The 19,572-nt window shown below is 70.0% G+C and carries 16 protein-coding genes; 12 read left to right on the top strand and 4 right to left on the bottom strand.

Annotated elements, in window-relative coordinates:
* Window positions 1–93 precede the first annotated feature (93 nt).
* From metH to ACFZDL_RS24715, 3 genes are all read left to right on the top strand, one after another.
* The gene (metH, locus tag ACFZDL_RS24725; protein ID WP_353592755.1) at window positions 94–3,624 is read left to right on the top strand and encodes a methionine synthase; all 3,531 of its coding nucleotides are present in this window, start codon (window positions 94–96) and stop codon (window positions 3,622–3,624) included.
* A 184-nt stretch (window positions 3,625–3,808) separates the two neighbouring features.
* Window positions 3,809–4,510, top strand: a complete 702-nt coding sequence (locus ACFZDL_RS24720; RefSeq protein ID WP_353592756.1) for an HAD family phosphatase — start codon at window positions 3,809–3,811, stop codon at window positions 4,508–4,510.
* Window positions 4,511–4,850: 340 nt separating this feature from the next.
* A complete protein-coding gene (locus tag ACFZDL_RS24715; protein ID WP_353592757.1) occupies window positions 4,851–6,455 on the top strand; it encodes an ABC transporter substrate-binding protein in 1,605 nt (534 codons plus the stop codon).
* 144 nt (window positions 6,456–6,599) lie between these two features.
* Here ACFZDL_RS24715 and ACFZDL_RS24710 read toward each other — a convergent pair whose 3' ends face one another.
* Both ACFZDL_RS24710 and ACFZDL_RS24705 read right to left on the bottom strand, forming a co-directional pair.
* Complete coding sequence (locus ACFZDL_RS24710; protein ID WP_014181038.1) at window positions 6,600–7,271, bottom strand: response regulator transcription factor; 672 nt, start codon at window positions 7,269–7,271, stop codon at window positions 6,600–6,602.
* A gap of 21 nt (window positions 7,272–7,292) precedes the next feature.
* Window positions 7,293–8,093 carry a PD-(D/E)XK nuclease family protein gene (locus tag ACFZDL_RS24705; protein WP_353592758.1) on the bottom strand — a complete coding sequence of 267 codons (801 nt, stop codon included), beginning with the start codon at window positions 8,091–8,093 and terminating at the stop codon, window positions 7,293–7,295.
* 264 nt (window positions 8,094–8,357) lie between these two features.
* On the opposite strand from ACFZDL_RS24705, the gene ACFZDL_RS24700 reads away from it, so the two are divergent.
* The 3 genes from ACFZDL_RS24700 to ACFZDL_RS24690 all read left to right on the top strand — a co-directional run bounded on the left by ACFZDL_RS24700 (window position 8,358) and on the right by ACFZDL_RS24690 (window position 11,438).
* On the top strand, window positions 8,358–9,602 hold the full coding sequence (locus ACFZDL_RS24700; RefSeq protein WP_353592759.1) for a site-2 protease family protein: 1,245 nt from the start codon (window positions 8,358–8,360) through the stop codon (window positions 9,600–9,602).
* 87 nt (window positions 9,603–9,689) lie between these two features.
* The gene (locus ACFZDL_RS24695; RefSeq protein WP_353592760.1) at window positions 9,690–10,652 is read left to right on the top strand and encodes a tRNA (adenine-N1)-methyltransferase; all 963 of its coding nucleotides are present in this window, start codon (window positions 9,690–9,692) and stop codon (window positions 10,650–10,652) included.
* Window positions 10,653–10,808: 156 nt separating this feature from the next.
* Window positions 10,809–11,438 carry a hypothetical protein gene (locus ACFZDL_RS24690; protein ID WP_353592761.1) on the top strand — a complete coding sequence of 210 codons (630 nt, stop codon included), beginning with the start codon at window positions 10,809–10,811 and terminating at the stop codon, window positions 11,436–11,438.
* A gap of 4 nt (window positions 11,439–11,442) precedes the next feature.
* Here the strand turns inward: ACFZDL_RS24690 and ACFZDL_RS24685 are convergent, their stop codons facing one another.
* Entirely contained in the window at window positions 11,443–11,733 is a 291-nt protein-coding gene (locus ACFZDL_RS24685) for a ferredoxin (RefSeq protein ID WP_391192371.1), read from the bottom strand.
* A gap of 255 nt (window positions 11,734–11,988) precedes the next feature.
* On the opposite strand from ACFZDL_RS24685, the gene arc reads away from it, so the two are divergent.
* The 6 genes from arc (at window position 11,989) to prcA (ending at window position 18,176) form a co-directional block, all read left to right on the top strand.
* On the top strand, window positions 11,989–13,755 hold the full coding sequence (arc, locus tag ACFZDL_RS24680; RefSeq protein ID WP_353592763.1) for a proteasome ATPase: 1,767 nt from the start codon (window positions 11,989–11,991) through the stop codon (window positions 13,753–13,755).
* Window positions 13,756–14,044: 289 nt separating this feature from the next.
* Window positions 14,045–15,556 (top strand): depupylase/deamidase Dop, encoded by a 1,512-nt coding sequence (gene dop, locus ACFZDL_RS24675; protein WP_353592764.1) that lies wholly within the window; start codon window positions 14,045–14,047, stop codon window positions 15,554–15,556.
* Window positions 15,557–15,692: 136 nt separating this feature from the next.
* Window positions 15,693–15,911: a ubiquitin-like protein Pup gene (locus ACFZDL_RS24670; protein ID WP_089509449.1), complete on the top strand. Its 219-nt coding sequence runs from the start codon at window positions 15,693–15,695 to the stop codon at window positions 15,909–15,911.
* Window positions 15,912–16,038: 127 nt separating this feature from the next.
* On the top strand, window positions 16,039–16,551 hold the full coding sequence (locus ACFZDL_RS24665; protein WP_353592765.1) for an endonuclease VII domain-containing protein: 513 nt from the start codon (window positions 16,039–16,041) through the stop codon (window positions 16,549–16,551).
* Window positions 16,503–17,348 (top strand): proteasome subunit beta, encoded by an 846-nt coding sequence (prcB, locus tag ACFZDL_RS24660; protein WP_353592766.1) that lies wholly within the window; start codon window positions 16,503–16,505, stop codon window positions 17,346–17,348. Before ACFZDL_RS24665 ends, prcB begins: the two co-directional genes overlap by 49 nt.
* A 54-nt stretch (window positions 17,349–17,402) precedes the next feature.
* A complete protein-coding gene (gene prcA, locus ACFZDL_RS24655; protein ID WP_353592767.1) occupies window positions 17,403–18,176 on the top strand; it encodes a proteasome subunit alpha in 774 nt (257 codons plus the stop codon).
* Between the two features lie 134 nt (window positions 18,177–18,310).
* On the opposite strand, the gene ACFZDL_RS24650 is transcribed toward prcA, so the two are convergent.
* Window positions 18,311–19,312: a substrate-binding domain-containing protein gene (locus ACFZDL_RS24650; protein ID WP_391192369.1), complete on the bottom strand. Its 1,002-nt coding sequence runs from the start codon at window positions 19,310–19,312 to the stop codon at window positions 18,311–18,313.
* Between the last annotated feature and the right edge of the window lie 260 nt (window positions 19,313–19,572).

Here is a 19,572-nt window from a genome sequence, read left to right as displayed (position 1 = left end):
CCCACAGAGCGCCCCGGCGGCTACCCTGGCCTGGTGCGCCCTCCGCCGAGGAGGGCGCAAAGCCGACAGCCGTCGCACCCAGGGAGCTCACCCATGGCCTCGCATACGCCTACGTCCGCAGCCACCGACCCCGCCGACCGGGTCCACGCACTCCGCGAGGCCCTCGCCACCCGGGTGGTGGTCGCCGACGGAGCGATGGGCACGATGCTCCAGGCCCAGGACCCCACCCTCGAGGACTTCCAGCAGCTCGAGGGGTGCAACGAGATCCTCAACATCACCCGCCCCGACATCGTCCACTCGGTCCACACCGAGTACTTCGAAGCCGGCGTGGACTGCGTGGAGACCAACACCTTCGGCGCCAACCACTCGGCGCTGGGGGAGTACGAGATCTCCGACCGGGTCTTCGAGCTGTCCGAGGCGGGAGCCCGGGTCGCCCGCGAGGTCGCCGACGGTTTCGCGGCCGACGGCCGCCCCCGCTGGGTGCTCGGCTCCATGGGCCCCGGCACCAAGCTGCCGACGCTGGGCCACGCCCCGTACACCGTGCTGCGCGACGCCTACCAGGCGAACGCCGAGGGCCTGATCGCCGGCGGCGCCGACGCCCTGCTGGTGGAGACCACCCAGGACCTGCTGCAGACCAAGGCCGCGGTCCTCGGCGCCCGCCGCGCCCTGGACGCCTCGGGCACCGACCTCCCCGTCATCTGCTCGGTGACGGTGGAGACCACCGGCACGATGCTGCTCGGCTCCGAGATCGGCGCGGCGCTCACCGCGCTGGAGCCGCTGGGCATCGACATGATCGGCCTGAACTGCGCGACCGGCCCGGCCGAGATGAGCGAGCACCTGCGCTATCTGGCCCGCCACTCCCGCATCCCGCTGTCCTGTATGCCGAACGCGGGCCTGCCGGTGCTGGGCAAGGACGGGGCGCACTACCCCCTCACCCCGGGCGAGCTCGCCGACGCCCAGGAGACGTTCGTGCGCGAGTACGGGCTGTCGCTGGTCGGCGGCTGCTGCGGCACCACGCCCGAGCATCTGCGCCAGGTCGTGGAGCGGGTCCGCGAGCTGACCCCCACCGAGCGCACCCCGCGCCCCGAGCCCGGCGCCGCCTCCCTGTACCAGACCGTGCCGTTCCGCCAGGACACCTCGTATCTGGCGATCGGCGAGCGGACCAACGCCAACGGCTCGAAGAAGTTCCGCGAGGCCATGCTGGAGGGCCGCTGGGACGACTGTGTGGAGATGGCCCGCGAGCAGATCCGCGAGGGCGCCCACCTGCTCGACCTGTGCGTGGACTACGTCGGCCGGGACGGCGTCGCCGACATGGAGGAGCTGGCCGGCCGCTTCGCCACCGCCTCCACCCTCCCCATCGTGCTGGACTCCACCGAGGTCGACGTCCTCCGCGCCGGCCTGGAGAAGCTCGGCGGCCGCGCGGTCATCAACTCCGTCAACTACGAGGACGGCGACGGCCCCGACTCGCGCTTCGCCAAGGTCACCCGACTGGCCCAGGAGCACGGCGCCGCGCTGATCGCGCTGACCATCGACGAGGAGGGCCAGGCCCGCACCCCGGAGAAGAAGGTCGAGATCGCCGAGCGGCTGATCGCCGACCTGACCGGCAACTGGGGCATCCATGAGGGGGACATCCTCATCGACACCCTGACCTTCACCATCTGCACCGGTCAGGAGGAGTCCCGCAAGGACGGCGTCGCCACCATCGAGGCGATCCGCGAGCTCAAGCGCCGCCACCCGGACGTGCAGACCACACTGGGCCTGTCGAACATCTCCTTCGGCCTCAACCCGGCCGCCCGCATCCTGCTCAACTCCGTCTTCCTCGACGAGTGCGTCAAGGCGGGCCTCGACTCGGCGATCGTGCACGCCTCCAAGATCCTGCCGATCGCCCGCTTCGACGAGGAGCAGGTGGGCTGTGCCCTCGACCTGATCTACGACCGCCGCTCCGAGGGGTATGACCCGCTGCAGAAGCTGATGGCGCTGTTCGAGGGCGCCACCGCCAAGTCCCTCAAGGCCGGCAAGGCCGAGGAGCTGGCCGCCCTGCCGCTGGAGGAGCGCCTCAAGCGCCGCATCATCGACGGCGAGCGCAACGGCCTGGAGGCCGACCTGGACGAGGCCCTGCGGGAGCGGCCCGCCCTCGACATCGTCAACGAGACCCTGCTGGACGGTATGAAGGTCGTCGGCGACCTCTTCGGCTCCGGGCAGATGCAGCTGCCGTTCGTCCTCCAGTCCGCCGAGGTGATGAAGGCGGCGGTGGCCCATCTGGAGCCGCACATGGAGAAGACCGAGGACAGCGAGGGGGTGGGCAAGGGCACCATCGTGCTCGCCACGGTCCGCGGCGACGTCCATGACATCGGCAAGAACCTCGTCGACATCATCCTGTCCAACAACGGCTACAACGTGGTCAACCTGGGCATCAAGCAGCCGGTCTCGGCCATTTTGGACGCCGCGCAGGAGCACCGCGCCGATGTGATCGGAATGTCCGGGCTGCTGGTGAAGTCCACGGTGATCATGAAGGAGAACCTGGAGGAGCTGAACCAGCGCAAGCTCGCCGCCCAGTACCCCGTCATCCTCGGCGGGGCGGCGCTGACCCGGGCGTATGTCGAACAGGACCTGCACGAGATCTACCAGGGCGAGGTCCGCTACGCCCGCGACGCCTTCGAGGGCCTGCGGCTGATGGACGCGCTGATCGCCGTCAAGCGCGGGGTGCCCGGCGCGACCCTGCCCGAGCTCAAGCAGCGCCGGGTGGCCAAGCGCGCGGCGGCGGTGGAGGCCGCGACGCCCGAATATCCGGAGGGGCCGGTCCGCTCCGACGTGGCCACCGACAACCCGGTGCCCACCCCGCCCTTCTGGGGCAGCCGCGTCGTCAAGGGCATCCAGCAGGCGGACTACGCGTCCTGGCTGGACGAGGGCGCGCTCTTCAAGGGCCAGTGGGGCCTGAAGCAGGCCCGTACGGGCGAGGGGCCGAGCTACGAGGAGCTGGTGGAGACCGACGGCCGGCCGCGGCTGCGCGGCTGGCTCGACAAGCTGCACACCGAGAACCTGCTGGAGGCGGCCGTCGTCTACGGCTACTACCGGTGTGTGTCCAAGGGCGACGACCTGGTCCTGCTGAACGACGACGGCAGCGAGCTGACCCGCTTCACCTTCCCGCGCCAGCGGCGCGGGCGGCGCCTGTGCCTGGCGGACTTCTTCCGCCCGGAGGAGTCCGGCGAGACCGATGTGGTCGGGCTGCAGGTCGTCACCGTCGGCTCGAAGATCGGCGAGGCCACCGCCGAGCTGTTCGCCGCCGACTCCTACCGCGACTACCTCGAGCTCCACGGGCTGTCCGTCCAGCTGGCGGAAGCACTCGCCGAGTACTGGCACGCCCGCGTCCGCGCCGAGCTGGGCTTCGGGTCCGAGGACCCCGACGACGTCACCGACATGTTCGACCTCAAGTACCGCGGCGCCCGCTTCTCCCTCGGCTACGGGGCCTGCCCCGACCTGGAGGACCGCGCCAAGATCGCCGACCTGCTGCGCCCGGAGCGGATCGGGGTCAAGCTCTCGGAGGAGTTCCAGCTGCACCCCGAGCAGTCCACCGACGCGATCGTCATCCACCACCCGGAGGCCAAGTACTTCAACGCACGGTGACGGATCGGTCCCGCCCCGCCGCGCCCCGTGGGAATCCGCCGGGCGCCACGCGGCAGACCGTCGTACACTGGTCGGTCCGGTAGAGGCCGGTCGTCTTCCGCATCGCGAAAGCGCGGGAACCGCGCGGATCGCACAGCTCGCGGAGGGCGGCCGGCCTTCGTGCCCCTCGCCCGGAGGTGATCGGATGACCAGCAGCATCCCCGCCGTCGACCCTCGTACGGCCGAAGGCTCCGCCCTGCAAGCCGTCCTGCTCGACATGGACGGCACCCTGGTCGACACCGAGGGCATCTGGTGGGACGCGGAGGTCTCCATCTTCGCCGAGCTCGGCCATGCACTGGCCGAGGAGTACCGTCAGGTGGTCGTCGGCGGCCCCATGACCCGCAGCGCCTCCTTCCTGATCGAGGCCACCGGCGCGAACATCGCGCTCGCCGAGCTGACCGGCCTGCTGAACAGCCGCTTCACCGAGCTGATCGACGGCACCGTGCCGCTGCTCCCGGGCGCCCGCAGGCTGCTCACCGAGCTGGCCGCGCACGGCGTGCCCACCGCGCTGGTCTCGGCCTCCCACCGGCGGGTGATGGAGTCGGTGCTGCGGTCGATCGGCCCGGAGCACTTCGCGCTCACGGTCGCGGGCGACGACATCGGCCGGACCAAGCCGCATCCGGACCCGTATCTCTTCGCCGCCGCGGGGCTGGGCGCGGACCCGGCGCGCTGTGTGGTGGTGGAGGACACGGTGACCGGGGTGACGGCGGCCGAGGCGGCCGGGTGCCAGGTGGTGGCCGTGCCGTCGCTGGTGACCATCGAACCCGCCGTGGGCCGTACGGTCGTCGGTTCACTGGAAGAAGTCGACGTTCCGTTTTTGCGCACTCTGATCACTGGAATGCACTGATCGCGCACCGAGCGTATTTCGATTAAGGGCGGGCCGGAAAATGGACTGCTCTAATTCCGCTTGCCTCGCCGCACGGCGGGAGACGTGATGTTTCTCACCGCGCCCGCCGTCGACAGGCTGGATGCGCTCTGCTTCGGGTCCCCTCTGGCCCGATTTGCGCGGACCCATGTGTCCAGATTGATGCCATGTCATGTGAAACGTGACGGCGTCCGGATATCGGTGAACCGTTACATGTTATCGGGGCGTGATAACGCCTCAACTTCGTTGTGTTCCAGTAGGGCTGGCGGCGCGGACTAATCTCTTCGCGAGTAGTTGATCGATCGCAGGGAGACTCCCGAGAATGAACCGCAAGTCGCTGGTGCTTCCGGTCCTGGCGGGCCTGATGACCTCCACGCTCGCCGGCTGCGGCGGTACCGACGGCGCAGGCTCGGACGACGGGGCGATCGTCGTGGGGAGCACCGACCGCATCGAGGCGTCGAAGGTGGCGAACGCGCCGCTGGACCCGGCCCAGGCATATGACTTCGCCTCCTGGAGCGTGCTGCACAGCACCTTCCAGACGCTGATGAGACTGCCCCGCTCCGGGACCGACCCCATACCCGACGCCGCCGAGCAGTGCGGCTTCCAGGACCGGCAGAGCGAGCAGTACCGCTGCAAGCTGCGCAAGGGGCTGAAGTTCTCCAACGGCCACGATCTGACCTCCGCCGATGTGAAGTTCTCGCTGGAGCGGGTGCTGCGGATCAAGGATCAGAGCGGGGTGTGGTCCCTGCTGTCCAACGTGGACAAGGTGGAGACCCCCAACGACCGCGAGGTCGTCATCCACCTGGCCAGCCCGGACGCGACGTTCCCCTCCAAGCTCACCACGCCCGCCGCGGCGATCGTCGACAGCGAGGTCTACAAGAAGGGCGCGGTGCACAAGGGCTTCGACGTCGTGGGCTCCGGTCCGTACACGGCGACGACCGAGGTGCGGGACAACCGGCTGACGAAGGTGGTCTTCACCAAGAACTCCCAGTACCAGGGCGATATCCAGCCGCGCAGCGACACGCTCGAGATGCGTTTCTTCGACGACGCCAAGACCATGGAGAAGGCCCTGACCAAGGGCGATGTCGACGTGGTCAACCGCGGCTTCTCGCCCGAGCAGATCGAGCGGATGGACACCGAAGGTGTCGACGGCATCCAGCTGCAGGAGACCTCCGGCCAGGGCATCCGCTACCTCGTCTTCGACACCTCGGCCCCGGTGGTGAAGAACAAGGCCGTCCGCCAGGCCATCGCCCGCATCGTGGACCGCCAGGCCCTGGTGCGCGATGTGTACAAGCGGACCGCCGAGCCGCTGTACTCGATGGTCCCCAACAACATCTCCTCGCACACCAACTCCTTCCACAACGAGTACGGCGACCCGGACGTCGGCGCCGCCCGCGATCTGCTGCAGCAGGCCGGCGTCGAGACCCCGGTGCAGCTGACGCTGACGTACACCACCGACCACTACGGCCCGGAGACGGCCCAGGAGTTCAAGAAGCTCCAGGCCCAGCTGAACGCCAGCGGCCTGTTCTCGGTCAGGATCAAGGGCGTCAAGTGGACCGAGTTCCGCCCGGCCGTCGTCAAGCGGGAGTACGCCGTCTACGGCATGGGCTGGCTGCCCGACTTCCCGGACCCGGACACCTACGTCGCGCCGTTCCTCACCAAGGACAACTGGCTCAACTCCCCGTACCACAACAAGACCGTCCAGGACGAGCTGATCCCCAGGACCCGTCAGGAGGCCCAGCGGGCCCTCGCGGTCAAGGACCTCCAGCGGATCCAGGACATCGTCGCGGGCGATGTGCCGTATCTGCCGCTGTGGCAGGGCAAGCAGTACGTGGCCGCCCGCGACGGCGTCGTGGGGACCGAGTACCTGCTCGACGCATCGAGCATGCTCCAGCTGTGGGAGCTCGGCCGCACCAGCGACGGCTGAGCCGGTTCAGCGCCGAGGGCCGTATCCCGCACCGCCAGGAGGCGGCGGGGGATACGGCCCTCGGTCTTGTCCTGCGTACGTCGCTGCGCCCCGGCGCCTGGGTGCGCGCAGGCGCGCCTTGACGCAAAGCGGCGGGCTCGCGCGCTACTGCGCGCCGGGGCGCACCAGCCCGCTCTCATACGCATAGACGGCGGCCTGCACCCGGTCCCGCAGCCCCAGCTTCGTCAGCACATGCCCCACATGGGTCTTCACCGTCGTCTCGCTGACGAACAGATCCGCCGCGATCTCCGCGTTGGACAGCCCCTTGGCGACCAGCTTGAGGACCTCCACCTCGCGCTCGGTGAGGGTGTGCAGCGTGTCCGGCACCGGCTCCTCGCCGGACGGCAGATGCCCGGCGTACTTGTCGAGCAGCCGCCGCGTGATGCTCGGCGCCAGCATCGCCTCGCCCGCCGCCACCACCCGGATCGCCTGCACCAGCTCATGGGCGGGCGCGTCCTTGAGCAGAAAGCCGCTGGCCCCCGCGCGCAGCGCCTCCACCACGTACTCGTCCAGGTCGAAGGTGGTCAGGACCAGCACCTTGGCCGGGCCGTCCCGGCCCGGGCCGGTGATCTGCCGGGTCGCCTCCACACCGTCCATCCGCGGCATGCGGATGTCCATCAGCACCACGTCCGGCTGCAGCGCCCGCACCTGATCCAGGGCCTGCAGACCGTCCCCCGCCTCACCGACGACCGCGAGATCCTGCTCGGCCTCGAGAATCATCCGGAAGCCGGTGCGCAGCAGCGGCTGGTCGTCGACCAGCAGGACGCGGATTGCCACAGAAACTCCTTCGCCGGACCGCTAGACCTGCCCCATTCTGCCGGACTGCGCGGGCACGGCGGTCGGCGGATAAGGCGGGGGAGTCCCACCGAATTCCGGGCAATGCGCCTGATGGTCGCACCAGCCGCACAGCTTGCTCTGGCGCGGCAGGAAGACGCCGGTCTCCATCGCCTGCGAGATCGCCTCCCACAGGGCCCGCACCTTGCGCTCCACGGCCAGCAGATCCGACTCGTCCGGGTCGTACGTCAGCACATCGCCGCTGCCCAGGTAGACCAGCTGCAGCCGGCGCGGCACCGCCCCCCGCAGCCGCCACAGCACCAGGGCGTAGAACTTCATCTGGAACAGCGCCCCCGCCGCGTACTGCGGGGCGGGCGCCTTGCCGGTCTTGTAGTCGACGATCCGCACCTCGCCGCTCGGCGCGACGTCCACCCGGTCGATATAGCCGCGCAGCGTCAGCCCGGACTCCAGCGTCGTCTCCACGTACAGCTCGCGCTCGGCGGGCTCAAGACGCGTCGGATCCTCCAGCGAGAACCACTGCTCGACCAGCCGCTCGGCATCCGCGAGCCACCGCTCCAGCCGCTGGGGGTCCTCGGCGCCGTCCTCCGTGCGGAACAGCTCCGTCAGCTCCGGCCGCGCCTTCAGCAGCCGCTCCCACTCGCCCGGCACCATCGAGCGGGCGCGCGGGGCGGTGCGCTCCGCGGCCGGGGCGTCGAACAGCCGCTCGAGCACCGCGTGCACCACCGTGCCCCGGGTCGCGGCGGGGCTCGGCTTCTCCGGCAGTTTGTCGATCACCCGGAAGCGGTACAGCAACGGACACTGCATGAAGTCCGCCGCGCGCGACGGCGACAAGGACGGCGTGGACCGTGACAAGCCGCGCGCGGACGGTGGCACAGCGGAGGACCGACCGGACTGAGGCGTCCGATCGGCCGGTTCGGCCTTCCCGGTGGAGGTTCCCATGGCGCAGACCCTACGGCCCGCCACCGACAGCCGGACGCATACCATCGACGTCCGAGGTCCTCGCACTGCATGATCGTGGGGACCATACCGAAGAAGGGGTGCGAACGACGCATCCGACGAGGGGACACCGTGGACAACAGCGGGCAGCGGCAGTCCGACAGCGGGGGATCGGACCGCACGACCGGGCCCGAGGGCGAGAAGCCGCAGCGCCCCCGTGAGGCGGGCGGCGGCTTCCTGATGGGCCGGCCGTTCGGCGTGCCCGTATACGTCTCGCCCAGCTGGTTCCTGGTCGCCGCGCTCATCACCTGGGTCTTCGGCGGCCAACTGGAGCGGGTGCTGCCCGAACTGGGCGCGGCGCGCTACATCGTCTCGCTCTTCTTCGCCGTGGCCTTCTACGCCTCCGTGCTGGTCCACGAGCTCGCCCACACCGTCGCGGCGCTGCGCTTCAAGCTCCCGGTGCGCCGGATCCAGCTCCAGTTCTTCGGGGGCGTCTCGGAGATCGAGAAGGAGTCCGAGACGCCCGGCCGGGAGTTCGTCCTGGCCTTCGTCGGCCCGCTGCTCTCGTTGATCCTCTCCGGCCTGTTCTACCTCGGCATGCTGCTCGTGGAGCCGGACACGGTGGTCGGGGTGCTGCTGGCCGGGCTGATGATCTCCAACCTCATCGTGGCCGCCTTCAACCTGCTGCCCGGCCTCCCGCTGGACGGCGGCCGGATGCTGCGGGCCGTCGTCTGGAAGATCAGCGGCAAGCCCATGACGGGCACGGTGGCCGCGGCCTGGACCGGCCGGGCGCTCGCGGTCGCGGTGCTGGTGGGCCTGCCGCTGGCCACCCAGACCGGCGGCTTCGGGGACGAGGCCGAGGGCTTCGGCAGCGTCGACTCGCTGACCGACGCGCTGCTCGCCGCCATACTCGCCGCGATCATCTGGACCGGCGCCGGGAACAGCCTGCGCATGGCCCGGCTGCGCGAGCGCCTTCCGGACCTGCGGGCCCGTACGCTCACCCGGCGGGCCGTCCCGGTCGCCGCGGACACCCCGCTCTCGGAGGCGCTGCGCCGCGCGAACGACGCCGGGGCGCGCGCCCTCGTCGTGGTCGACGGCCAGGGCGCGCCCACCGCCGTGGTGCGCGAGGCGGCCATCGTGGGAATCCCCGAGCACCGCCGCCCCTGGGTGGCCGTCAGCGGCCTCGCCCAGGACCTCAAGGAGGGCATGCGGGTCTCCGCCGAGCTGACGGGCGAGGAACTGCTGGACACCCTGCGTGCCACCCCGGCCACCGAGTACCTGGTGGTCGAGGAGACCGGGGAGATCTACGGCGTCCTGTCGACGGCGGACGTCGAGCGCGCCTTCGTGGCGGCCATGGCCAGAACGCCCGCCCCTTAAAGGCCGCGCTGTCCGGCGCAAGCCTGTGGGGCGGCGTACGGACGACCGGCGGTCGGCGGGTCCTCGCAGGCCCGGTAGGCTGGCCACATGTCCGAACCGACCGGTGCCGCCCGCCGTCGCGGGCCCTTCCAGGTCGGGGACCAGGTCCAGCTCACCGATCCCAAGGGACGCCACTACACCTTCACGCTCGAGGCCGGGAAGAACTTCCACACCCACAAGGGTTCCTTCCCCCACGACGAGCTGATCGGCGCCCCCGAGGGAACCGTCGTGCGCACCACGGGAAACGTCGCGTACCTCGCGCTGCGTCCCCTGCTCCCCGACTATGTCCTGTCCATGCCACGCGGTGCCGCCGTGGTCTACCCCAAGGACGCGGGGCAGATCCTGGCGATGGCCGACATCTTCCCCGGCGCGCGCGTCGTCGAGGCGGGCGTCGGCTCGGGGTCGCTCAGCACCTTCCTGCTGCGTGCCATCGGCGACCAGGGCATGCTGCACTCCTACGAGCGCCGGGCGGACTTCGCCGAGATCGCCAAGCAGAACGTCGAGCGCTACTTCGGAGCCCCGCACCCCGCCTGGCGGCTCACCGTCGGCGATCTGCAGGACAACCTCTCCGACTCCGACGTCGACCGCGTCATCCTGGACATGCTCGCCCCCTGGGAGTGCCTGGGGCCCGTCTCCAAGGCGCTCGTCCCCGGCGGCATCCTGTGCGCGTACGTCGCCACCACCACCCAGCTGGCCCGCACCGTCGAGGCCATCCGCGAGCACGGCACCTTCAACGAACCCGCGGCCTGGGAGACCATGGTCCGCACCTGGCACGTCGAGGGCCTCGCGGTACGGCCCGACCACCGCATGATCGGCCACACCGGCTTCCTGCTCACCGCCCGCCGCCTCGCGGACGGCGTGGAGCCCCCGCTGCGCCGCCGCAGGCCCGCCAAGGGCGCCTACGGCGAGGACTACGCGGGCTGGGGCAGCGGCGGCGGGGCGGCCGGGGACGCGGGAGCGGGCGGCCGGGGCGCGGAGAGCCCCGGAAACGGCTCCGCCGACCGCGGCTGATCCGAGCCCGTACCCTCAACCCGCACCAACACCCGGGCGCGGCCACCGACTTCCGCCGGCATTCCGCCGGGGGAGGCGGTGGCCGCGCGGTGTGAGATGTGGCACGATGCGGGACACCCCCCCCTGACGCCACCGCTCTCACAGGAGTCACGCCGCGTGCTGCCTCTGGGCCCGGACCTTCCGCACACCCACCCCCGGCCGGTGCACTGGCTCGCGACCGCGGCCGCCCTCGCCGCCGTCGTCGCCGGGGCGGCGGTGCTCCAGCCCTCCGACGCCAAGGCCACGACCGACACCACCACGGCTTCCGCGCCGGGGTCCCACGCCCCGGTCGCCCCGAGTGTCCGGGCTCCGGACCCCACCGCCGCGGACTACCCCGTGGACTGCGGACCGGCGAAGCTGGACGTCACCGACCGCGCCTCGGGCGATCTGGACGGTGACGGGCGGCCGGAGACGGTGGCCGTGGTGCGCTGCCACTCCGAGACCGGCACCCCGCCCAGCGGCATGTATGTGCTGGCTCAGCCGGACAGCGGGTCAGGCGGCAAGGCCGGCGGGGGAGGCGGCGGTGGCCCGCGGCGGCCGCGGGTCGTCGCGACCTTCCTCGACCCGAAGGAAGGGATGAGCATCAAGGATTTCGCGCTGCGCGGAACCAAGGTTTCGGCCACTCTGCTCGGCTACTCCTCGGAGCAGGTGCCGCGCTGCTGTCCTGACCTTCAGCGCGAAGTCAATTGGCAGTGGCAGGGCGGCAAGTTCGTGCTCAAGGCCCTGCCGGTCCCGGGCAGTGTCTGATCCGTCACTCGGCGTCGGGGCCGTACACCTCGACCCGGTCGGATACCCGCCGTACATGGATGCACTCGCCCGGACACTCCTTGGCCGAGTCCACGACCTCGGTGAGCAGGGGCAGCGGGACGCGCGTGGTCGCGCCCTGGTCCTGCAGCAATTCGTCGTCCGCGCTCTTGACGTAAGCTAGACCGTCGATGTCGAGTTCGAAGATCTCGGGTGCGTACTGGGCGCAGATCCCGTCGCCCGTGCACAGATCCTGGTCGATCCAGACCTCAAGGTCACCGAGCTCCTCGTTCCGCACAGTCACGACCTGCCGTCCCCTGATACATGTTTCAACATTGACTAAATAGCGCCAGCCTTGGCGGGTGTTGACCACCTCGACGATACAACCGGTCGCTTTCCGATGTTGTTGGGTGGGTATTCACCTGGCGTGAGGGAGTGCGCAAGGGTGAAGATCGGACACACGCCGACCGGGTTTGTGATCTAGGGGTTTCAACCCGCACCGGCCCAGGTAGGGTCAGGAAGCGTCCAGCTCCCCTTGGAGGAGGTGAGGACCGTGGCAGCCCACGACGACGACATCAACCGCGGCATCCGGCCGGGGCGGGGGTCTGACGACCCAGCCGGCCAGGTTGCCTATCTCGAGCAGGAAATCGCCGTCCTGCGACGCAAGCTCGCCGACTCTCCGCGGCACACGAGGATTCTCGAAGAGCGGATCGTCGAGCTGCAGACCAACCTGGCGGGCGTGTCCGCGCAGAACGAGCGGCTCGCCAACACGCTCCGTGAGGCCCGCGACCAGATCGTGGCCCTCAAGGAGGAGGTCGACCGGCTCGCGCAGCCGCCGGCCGGCTTCGGGGTGTTTCTGCAGGCGAACGAGGACGGTACGGCCGACATCTTCACCGGAGGACGGAAACTCCGGGTGAACGTCAGCCCGAGCGTCGATCTCGAGGATCTCAGGCGGGGCCAGGAGGTCATGCTCAACGAGGCGCTCAACGTGGTCGAGGCCATGGAGTTCGAGCGCGCCGGGGACATCGTCACCCTCAAGGAGGTCCTTGAGGACGGCGAGCGCGCCCTGGTGATCGGGCACACCGACGAGGAGCGCGTGGTGCGGCTCGCCGAGCCGCTGCTGGACACCACCATCCGCCCCGGTGACGCCCTGCTGCTCGAGCCCCGCTCCGGCTACGTCTACGAGGTCGTGCCCAAGAGCGAGGTCGAAGAGCTCGTCCTCGAAGAGGTCCCGGACATCGACTACACCAAGATCGGCGGCCTGGGCAACCAGATCGAGCTGATCAGGGACGCGGTCGAGCTTCCGTACCTCTACCCCGACCTGTTTAAGGAGCACGAACTGCGGCCGCCCAAGGGTGTGCTGCTGTACGGCCCGCCCGGCTGCGGCAAGACGCTGATCGCCAAGGCCGTAGCCAACTCCCTTGCCAAGAAGGTCGCCGAGGTGACCGGGAAGCCCGCGGGGAAGAGCTTCTTCCTCAACATCAAGGGCCCCGAGCTGCTCAACAAGTACGTCGGCGAGACGGAGCGGCACATCCGGCTGGTCTTCCAGCGGGCGCGGGAGAAGGCCAGCGAGGGCACGCCGGTCATCGTCTTCTTCGACGAGATGGACTCCCTCTTCCGGACCCGTGGCTCCGGTGTCAGCTCGGACGTGGAGAACACCATCGTCCCCCAGCTGCTCTCGGAGATCGACGGTGTCGAGGGCCTGGAAAATGTGATCGTCATCGGCGCCTCCAACCGCGAGGACATGATCGACCCGGCGATCCTGCGCCCCGGCCGCCTCGATGTGAAGATCAAGATCGAGCGTCCGGACGCCGAGGCCGCGAAGGACATCTTCTCGAAGTACCTGACGGAGACCCTGCCGATCCACGCGGACGACCTCACCGAGCACGGCGGCTCCCCCAAGGCCGCGGTCGGCGGCATGATCCAGTCGGTCGTCGAGCAGATGTACACCGAGTCCGAGGAGAACCGCTTCCTGGAGGTCACCTACGCCAACGGCGACAAGGAAGTCCTCTACTTCAAGGACTTCAACTCCGGCGCCATGATCCAGAACATCGTGGACCGGGCCAAGAAGATGGCCATCAAGGACTTCCTGGACCACAACCAGAAGGGCCTTCGCGTCTCCCACCTGCTCGCCGCCTGCGTGGACGAGTTCAAGGAGAACGAGGACCTGCCGAACACCACGAACCCCGACGACTGGGCCCGGATCTCCGGCAAGAAGGGCGAGCGGATCGTCTACATCCGCACCCTGGTCACCGGAAAGCAGGGCGCGGACACGGGACGCTCCATCGACACGGTGGCGAACACCGGTCAGTACCTGTAACACCGCGGTCCGGCTGCGGATGTCCTGGACGGGGCATCCGCAGCCGGATGCGCTTTTCGGACCGTGATTTCGGATGTGTATGTCGGACCTGTCAGCACAGCGAGCGGGCACCTACGAGCCGGACCGGAGCAATGACTGAAATGATCGCCTCAGGGCCGCGCAGCGGCTCTAGGCTCTGCGGTACCGCGGCATCGCGGTGCGGGGGATCGGGGGCCGCGCACGGACCGGAAGCACAGCGGTACTTGAGCGCCCACCCCGTCCAGGGGCGGCGCCGGGCAAGGAGGGCCGCATGACCGTACGGCGAGTAATGGGGATCGAGACGGAGTACGGGATCTCCGTCCCGGGCCACCCGAACGCCAATGCCATGCTCACCTCATCCCAGGTCGTCAACGCGTACGCGGCGGCGATGCACCGGGCGCGCCGAGCCCGCTGGGACTTCGAGGAGGAGAACCCGCTGCGGGACGCCCGCGGCTTCGACCTCGCCCGCGAGTCCGCGGACGCCAGCCAGCTCACGGACGAGGACATCGGCCTGGCCAACGTGATCCTCACCAACGGGGCGCGGCTCTACGTCGACCACGCCCACCCCGAGTACTCCGCCCCGGAGGTGACCAACCCCAGGGACGCGGTGCTCTGGGACAAGGCGGGCGAACGCATCATGGCCGAGGCCGCCCTGCGCGCCGGCCAGCTGCCCGGAGCCCAGCCGATCCACCTCTACAAGAACAACACCGACAACAAGGGCGCCTCCTACGGCACGCATGAGAACTACCTGATGAAGCGGGAGACCGCCTTCTCGGACATCGTGCGCCATCTGACCCCCTTCTTCGTCTCCCGGCAGGTCGTCACCGGCGCCGGCCGCGTGGGCCTGGGCCAGGACGGCCATGAACACGGGTTCCAGATCAGTCAGCGGGCCGACTACTTCGAGGTCGAGGTGGGCCTGGAGACCACCCTCAAGCGCCCCATCATCAACACCCGCGACGAGCCGCACGCCGACGCCGAGAAGTACCGGCGACTGCATGTGATCATCGGTGACGCCAACCTCTCCGAGATCTCGACCTACCTCAAGCTCGGCACCACCTCCCTGGTGCTGTCGATGATCGAGGACGGCTTCATCGCCGTGGACCTCGCGGTGGACCAGCCGGTGCGCACCCTGCACCAGGTCTCCCACGACCCGACGCTGCGCCGCCTGGTCACGCTGCGCAGCGGCCGCACACTCACCGCGGTGCAGCTCCAGATGGAGTACTTCGAGCTGGCCCGCAAGTACGTCGAGGACCGCTTCGGCGCCGACGCCGACGACCAGACCCGGGATGTGCTCACCCGCTGGGAGGACGTCCTGAACCGCCTGGAGCGGGACCCGATGAGCCTGTCAGGCGAGCTGGACTGGGTCGCCAAGCGCGAGCTCATGGAGGGCTACCGGCGCCGTGACAGCCTGGAGTGGGACGCCGCCCGGCTGCACCTGGTGGACCTGCAGTACGCCGATGTGCGCCCCGAGAAGGGGCTCTACAACCGTCTGGTGGCCCGAGGCAAGATGAAGCGGCTGCTGGACGAGGACGAGGTCTCCCGGGCCCGGAGCAAGCCCCCGGAGGACACCAGGGCCTACTTCCGCGGCCGCTGTCTGGAGCAGTACGCCGACGACGTGGCCGCGGCCTCCTGGGACTCGGTGATCTTCGACCTGCCGGGCCGGGACTCCCTGCAGCGGGTCCCGACGCTGGAGCCGCTGCGCGGCACCAGGAACCACGTCAAGGAGCTCCTGGACCGCTGCCGCACGGCCGAGGACCTGGTCCGGGTGCTCTCGGGGGGCTGAAATGGGCCGTGGCCGGGAATCATGGAGGTGGCCTCGGTGCGTTGTAACAACTGCGAGGCCGATGTCGGACCCGGCTTGTAGGGTCTGATCTTGACCGATCGAATCAAGCTGGGGCGAACCGAGCGGGGTGAGGGATATGGCGACAAAGGACACCGGCGGCGGACAGCAGAAGGCGTCGCGCACGACCGAGGAGGTCGAGGAGCAGGCGCAGGACGCGCAGGCGGCGGAAGATCTCAAGGAGCGGCACGAGAAGCTCTCGGACGACGTCGACTCCGTGCTGGACGAGATTGACGACGTACTCGAGGAGAATGCCGAGGATTTCGTGAGGTCCTTCGTTCAGAAGGGTGGCCAGTAGGCTGCCTTTGCCTTCGATTCCAAGGCGAGGTCGAGGGTCGCGTGGAGTGAACGAAGAGACGGAAACGAGGCGCTGTTCGCGTTGCAAGCAGGGCCTCCCGCGGACTGCCTTTGCAAGCAACAGGTCCATGCCCGATGGTCTCCAGGCGTACTGCCGGAAGTGCTACGCCGAGTACTACCGGCAACGCCAGGAGGCCAAGGGGAAGAGGGTTCGGGAGAAAGTCCTGGTCCCGCCGGGACACAAACGGTGTCCGCAGTGCGAACAGGTGAGGCCGCACTCCGAGTGGGAGCGCAACAAGTCTTCGTCGGACGGCTGGGCGAGCTATTGCCGGGCGTGCAGGGCAGAGCGGAACCGGGTCAGCTATTTCAAGCGCAAGTACGGCCTCACGCCCGCAGAGTTGGACGCGCTGGTCGCCGAGCAGCAAGGCATCTGCTGTATATGCCTTGCCGCCCCGGCCGCACATGTGGATCACTGCCATGAGAAGGGTAGGGTCCGTGGCGTACTGTGCTTCAGCTGCAACGCGGCACTGGGGCAGTTCAAGGATCGGCCCGATGTGATAAGGCGGGCTGCGACATACGTGGAAGGAAACGCGTGGAAGCCAATCCTCGTAGCACCGGGCGTCTACCAGCTGCCTTCCTGACGCCCGGGTCGGCCTCGTTCATGGATTTCCTGTCCGAGCACCAGCCCGAGCTGCTCCCGGGGAACCGCCCGCTCCCCCCGGTGCAGGGCGCGATCGAGGCCCCCCACGGCACGACGATCGTCGCCGCGACCTTCCCCGGCGGCGTGGTGCTCGCCGGTGACCGCCGCGCGACCATGGGCAACCTCATCTCCCAGCGCGACGTCGAGAAGGTCTTCCCCGCCGACGAGTACTCGGCCGTCGGCATCGCGGGCACGCTCGGTTTCGCCGTGGAGATGGTCAAGCTCTTCCAGCTGGAGCTGGAGCACTTCGAGAAGGTCGAAGGCACCACCCTCTCCCTGGAGGGCAAGGCCAACCGGCTGTCGACCATGATCCGCGGCAATCTGGGCATGGCCATGCAGGGCCTGGCCGTCGTCCCGATCTTCGCGGGCTGGGACGTCGACCGCGAGAAGGGCCGCATCTTCTCCTACGACGTGACCGGCGGGCGCTCCGAGGAGCACGGCTTCGCCGCCACCGGCTCCGGCTCGTTGTTCGCCCGTGGCGCGCTCAAGAAGCTGTACCGCGAGGATCTGACCGAATCCGACACCGCCACCGCCGTCGTCCAGGCGCTGTACGACGCCGCCGATGAGGACTCCGCGACCGGCGGCCCCGACCTCGGCCGGCGGATCTACCCCATCGTCACGGTGATCACCGAGGACGGCTTCAAGAGGCTCACCGAGGCGGAGGTCTCCGAGATCGCCCGCACCATCCACGAGCGGAGGCTCGAGCAGCCGGACGGCCCGCGGGCCTCGCTGCTCTGAGGGGACGGTTGACCCGGAATGCATTCGCCATTGACAGAAAGGGACGGATAGCCGGTGACGACGCCGTTCTATGTATCGCCCCAGCAGGCCATGGCCGACCGCGCCGAGTACGCCCGCAAGGGCATCGCGCGCGGCCGCAGCGTGGTCGTGTTGCAGTATGCCGACGGCATCCTGTTCGTCGCGGAGAATCCGTCCCGCGCGCTGCACAAGGTCAGCGAGATCTACGACCGGATCGCCTTCGCGGCGGTCGGTAAGTACAACGAGTTCGAGAATCTGCGCATCGGCGGTGTCCGCTATGCCGACCTGCGCGGCTACACCTACGACCGCGACGATGTGACCGCCCGCGGCCTCGCCAATGTCTACGCCCAGACGCTCGGCACCATCTTCTCCAGCGCCGCGGAGAAGCCTTATGAGGTCGAGCTGATCGTCGCCGAGGTCGGGGACGGCCCCGAGGACGACCAGATCTACCGGTTGCCGCACGACGGTTCCATCGTCGACGAGCACGGCTCGGTCGCGGTGGGCGGCAACGCCGACCAGATCAGCAGCTATCTCGACCAGCGCCACCGGGACGGCATGACCCTCGCCGAAGGGCTGAAACTGGCCGTCGAGTCCCTGGCCCGGGACAACAACGGCGGCGAGCGCAGCCTCACCGCCGAGCAGCTCGAGGTCGCGGTGCTGGACCGGACGCGACCGCAGCAGCGGAAGTTCAAGCGGGTCCTTGGCCGCCAGCTGACCCGCCTGCTGGAGGAACAGGAGGGCGCCGCGACCGACTCCGAGGCCGCGACCGAATCCGACACGGCCGAGGAGTCCTCCGACACGGAGGAGTAGCCCTCCCCGCCACCCCACCCACCACGACACGCCCCGGCCCCGGCCGGGGCGTGTCGCGTGGTGTCCGTCTTGCCTCGCCGCTCACTCACTGCCGCGGCGGCCTCCACGGCGTCGCCGGCCGCAGAGGCATGGCGTCACAGAGATCGGGTGGGCGGGTCCTGGCGGGGCGGCGGGCCGCTGGAGCCGCGGGGGACGAGTTCCACCGGGAGCGACGTGTCGCGTGCCGGCTCGCCGTCCAGGACCGCCATCAGGGCCCGCATGCCGGCCGCGCCGACCGCCTCCGCCGGCAGCCGTACCGTGGTCAGCTCCGGGTCGACCGCCGTGGCCAGCGCGAGGTCGTCGAAGCCGGTGACCGAGACGTCGTCGGGCACCCGCAGCCCCAGTCGCCGGGCGGCCTTGCAGGCGCCGGCCGCCAGGATGTCGTCGTCGCATGCGAGCGCCGTGGGGCGGGGTCCGGGGCGGGTGAGCGCCCGTTCGGCCGCGCGGCGGCCCTCGTCGACCGTCAGGGCGGCCGTCTCGGTGTGCAGGGAGGCGCCCGGGACCGCGCCCACCGCCGCCGCCAGGGCCCGCGCGCGGACCCGGAAGGTCCAGGTGTCCACGGCCGCCGCCACATGGGCCACACGGCGGTGTCCAAGGCCCAGGAGGTGCCCGGCGGCCTGCCGCATGCCGTCGGCGATGTCGAGGTTGACCGTGGCCGCCGCGGCGGTCTCATCGGGGGAGCTGTCGAGCATCACCAGCGGGAGCCCTCCGCCGCGCACCGCGGCCAGCGCCTCCGCCGCCATCGAGGAGGCGATCACGCCGTCGAGCGAGGCGCGCGCCGAGTCGAAGGGGTCGCGGGCCGGGCCCACCCCCTCCGGGGACGGATAGAGCACCACCCCGAAGCCGCTCTCGGCGGCCACGCGCGCGGCGCCGGTGTACACCCGGGCGAAGAACTCCGTGGTGAGCGCCGGGACGACGAGCAGCGCGGTCCTGGTCCGGCCCAGGCGGAGGCTGCGCGCCGCGAGGTTCGGGCGGTATCCGAGCTCGCGGGCGGCGGCGCGCACCGCCGCCGCGGTGCGTTCCGATACGCGTCCGGCCCACTTGTCGCCCAGGACCAGCGAGACGGTCGCCTGCGACACGCCGGCGACCCGCGCCACGTCCCGGCTGGTCGCCCGGGCCCCCGCCGCGGGCCGGCCCCCGCGCCCCGCGCCCAGTCCCCGGGCGGCACCCGGCTCGCGTGCCGTCCGGCCGCCCGCATCGCCGACGTCGTCCGCATCGCCCGCGTGGCCCCGGCCCGGGGCCACGCCGACCGCATCGGCCTCGGGCTCCGCCGTGCCGTGGCTCTCCACGGCGGCCGGACCCACGAACGCTCCCATGCCCCCGGAAGGCCGCCCGGAAGAACCCCCGGAACGGCCGG

The sequence above is a fragment of the Streptomyces sp. NPDC007917 genome, assembly GCF_042959105.1.
Taxonomy (GTDB): domain Bacteria; phylum Actinomycetota; class Actinomycetes; order Streptomycetales; family Streptomycetaceae; genus Streptomyces.
This window is presented reverse-complemented; position numbering and strand designations above follow the sequence as displayed.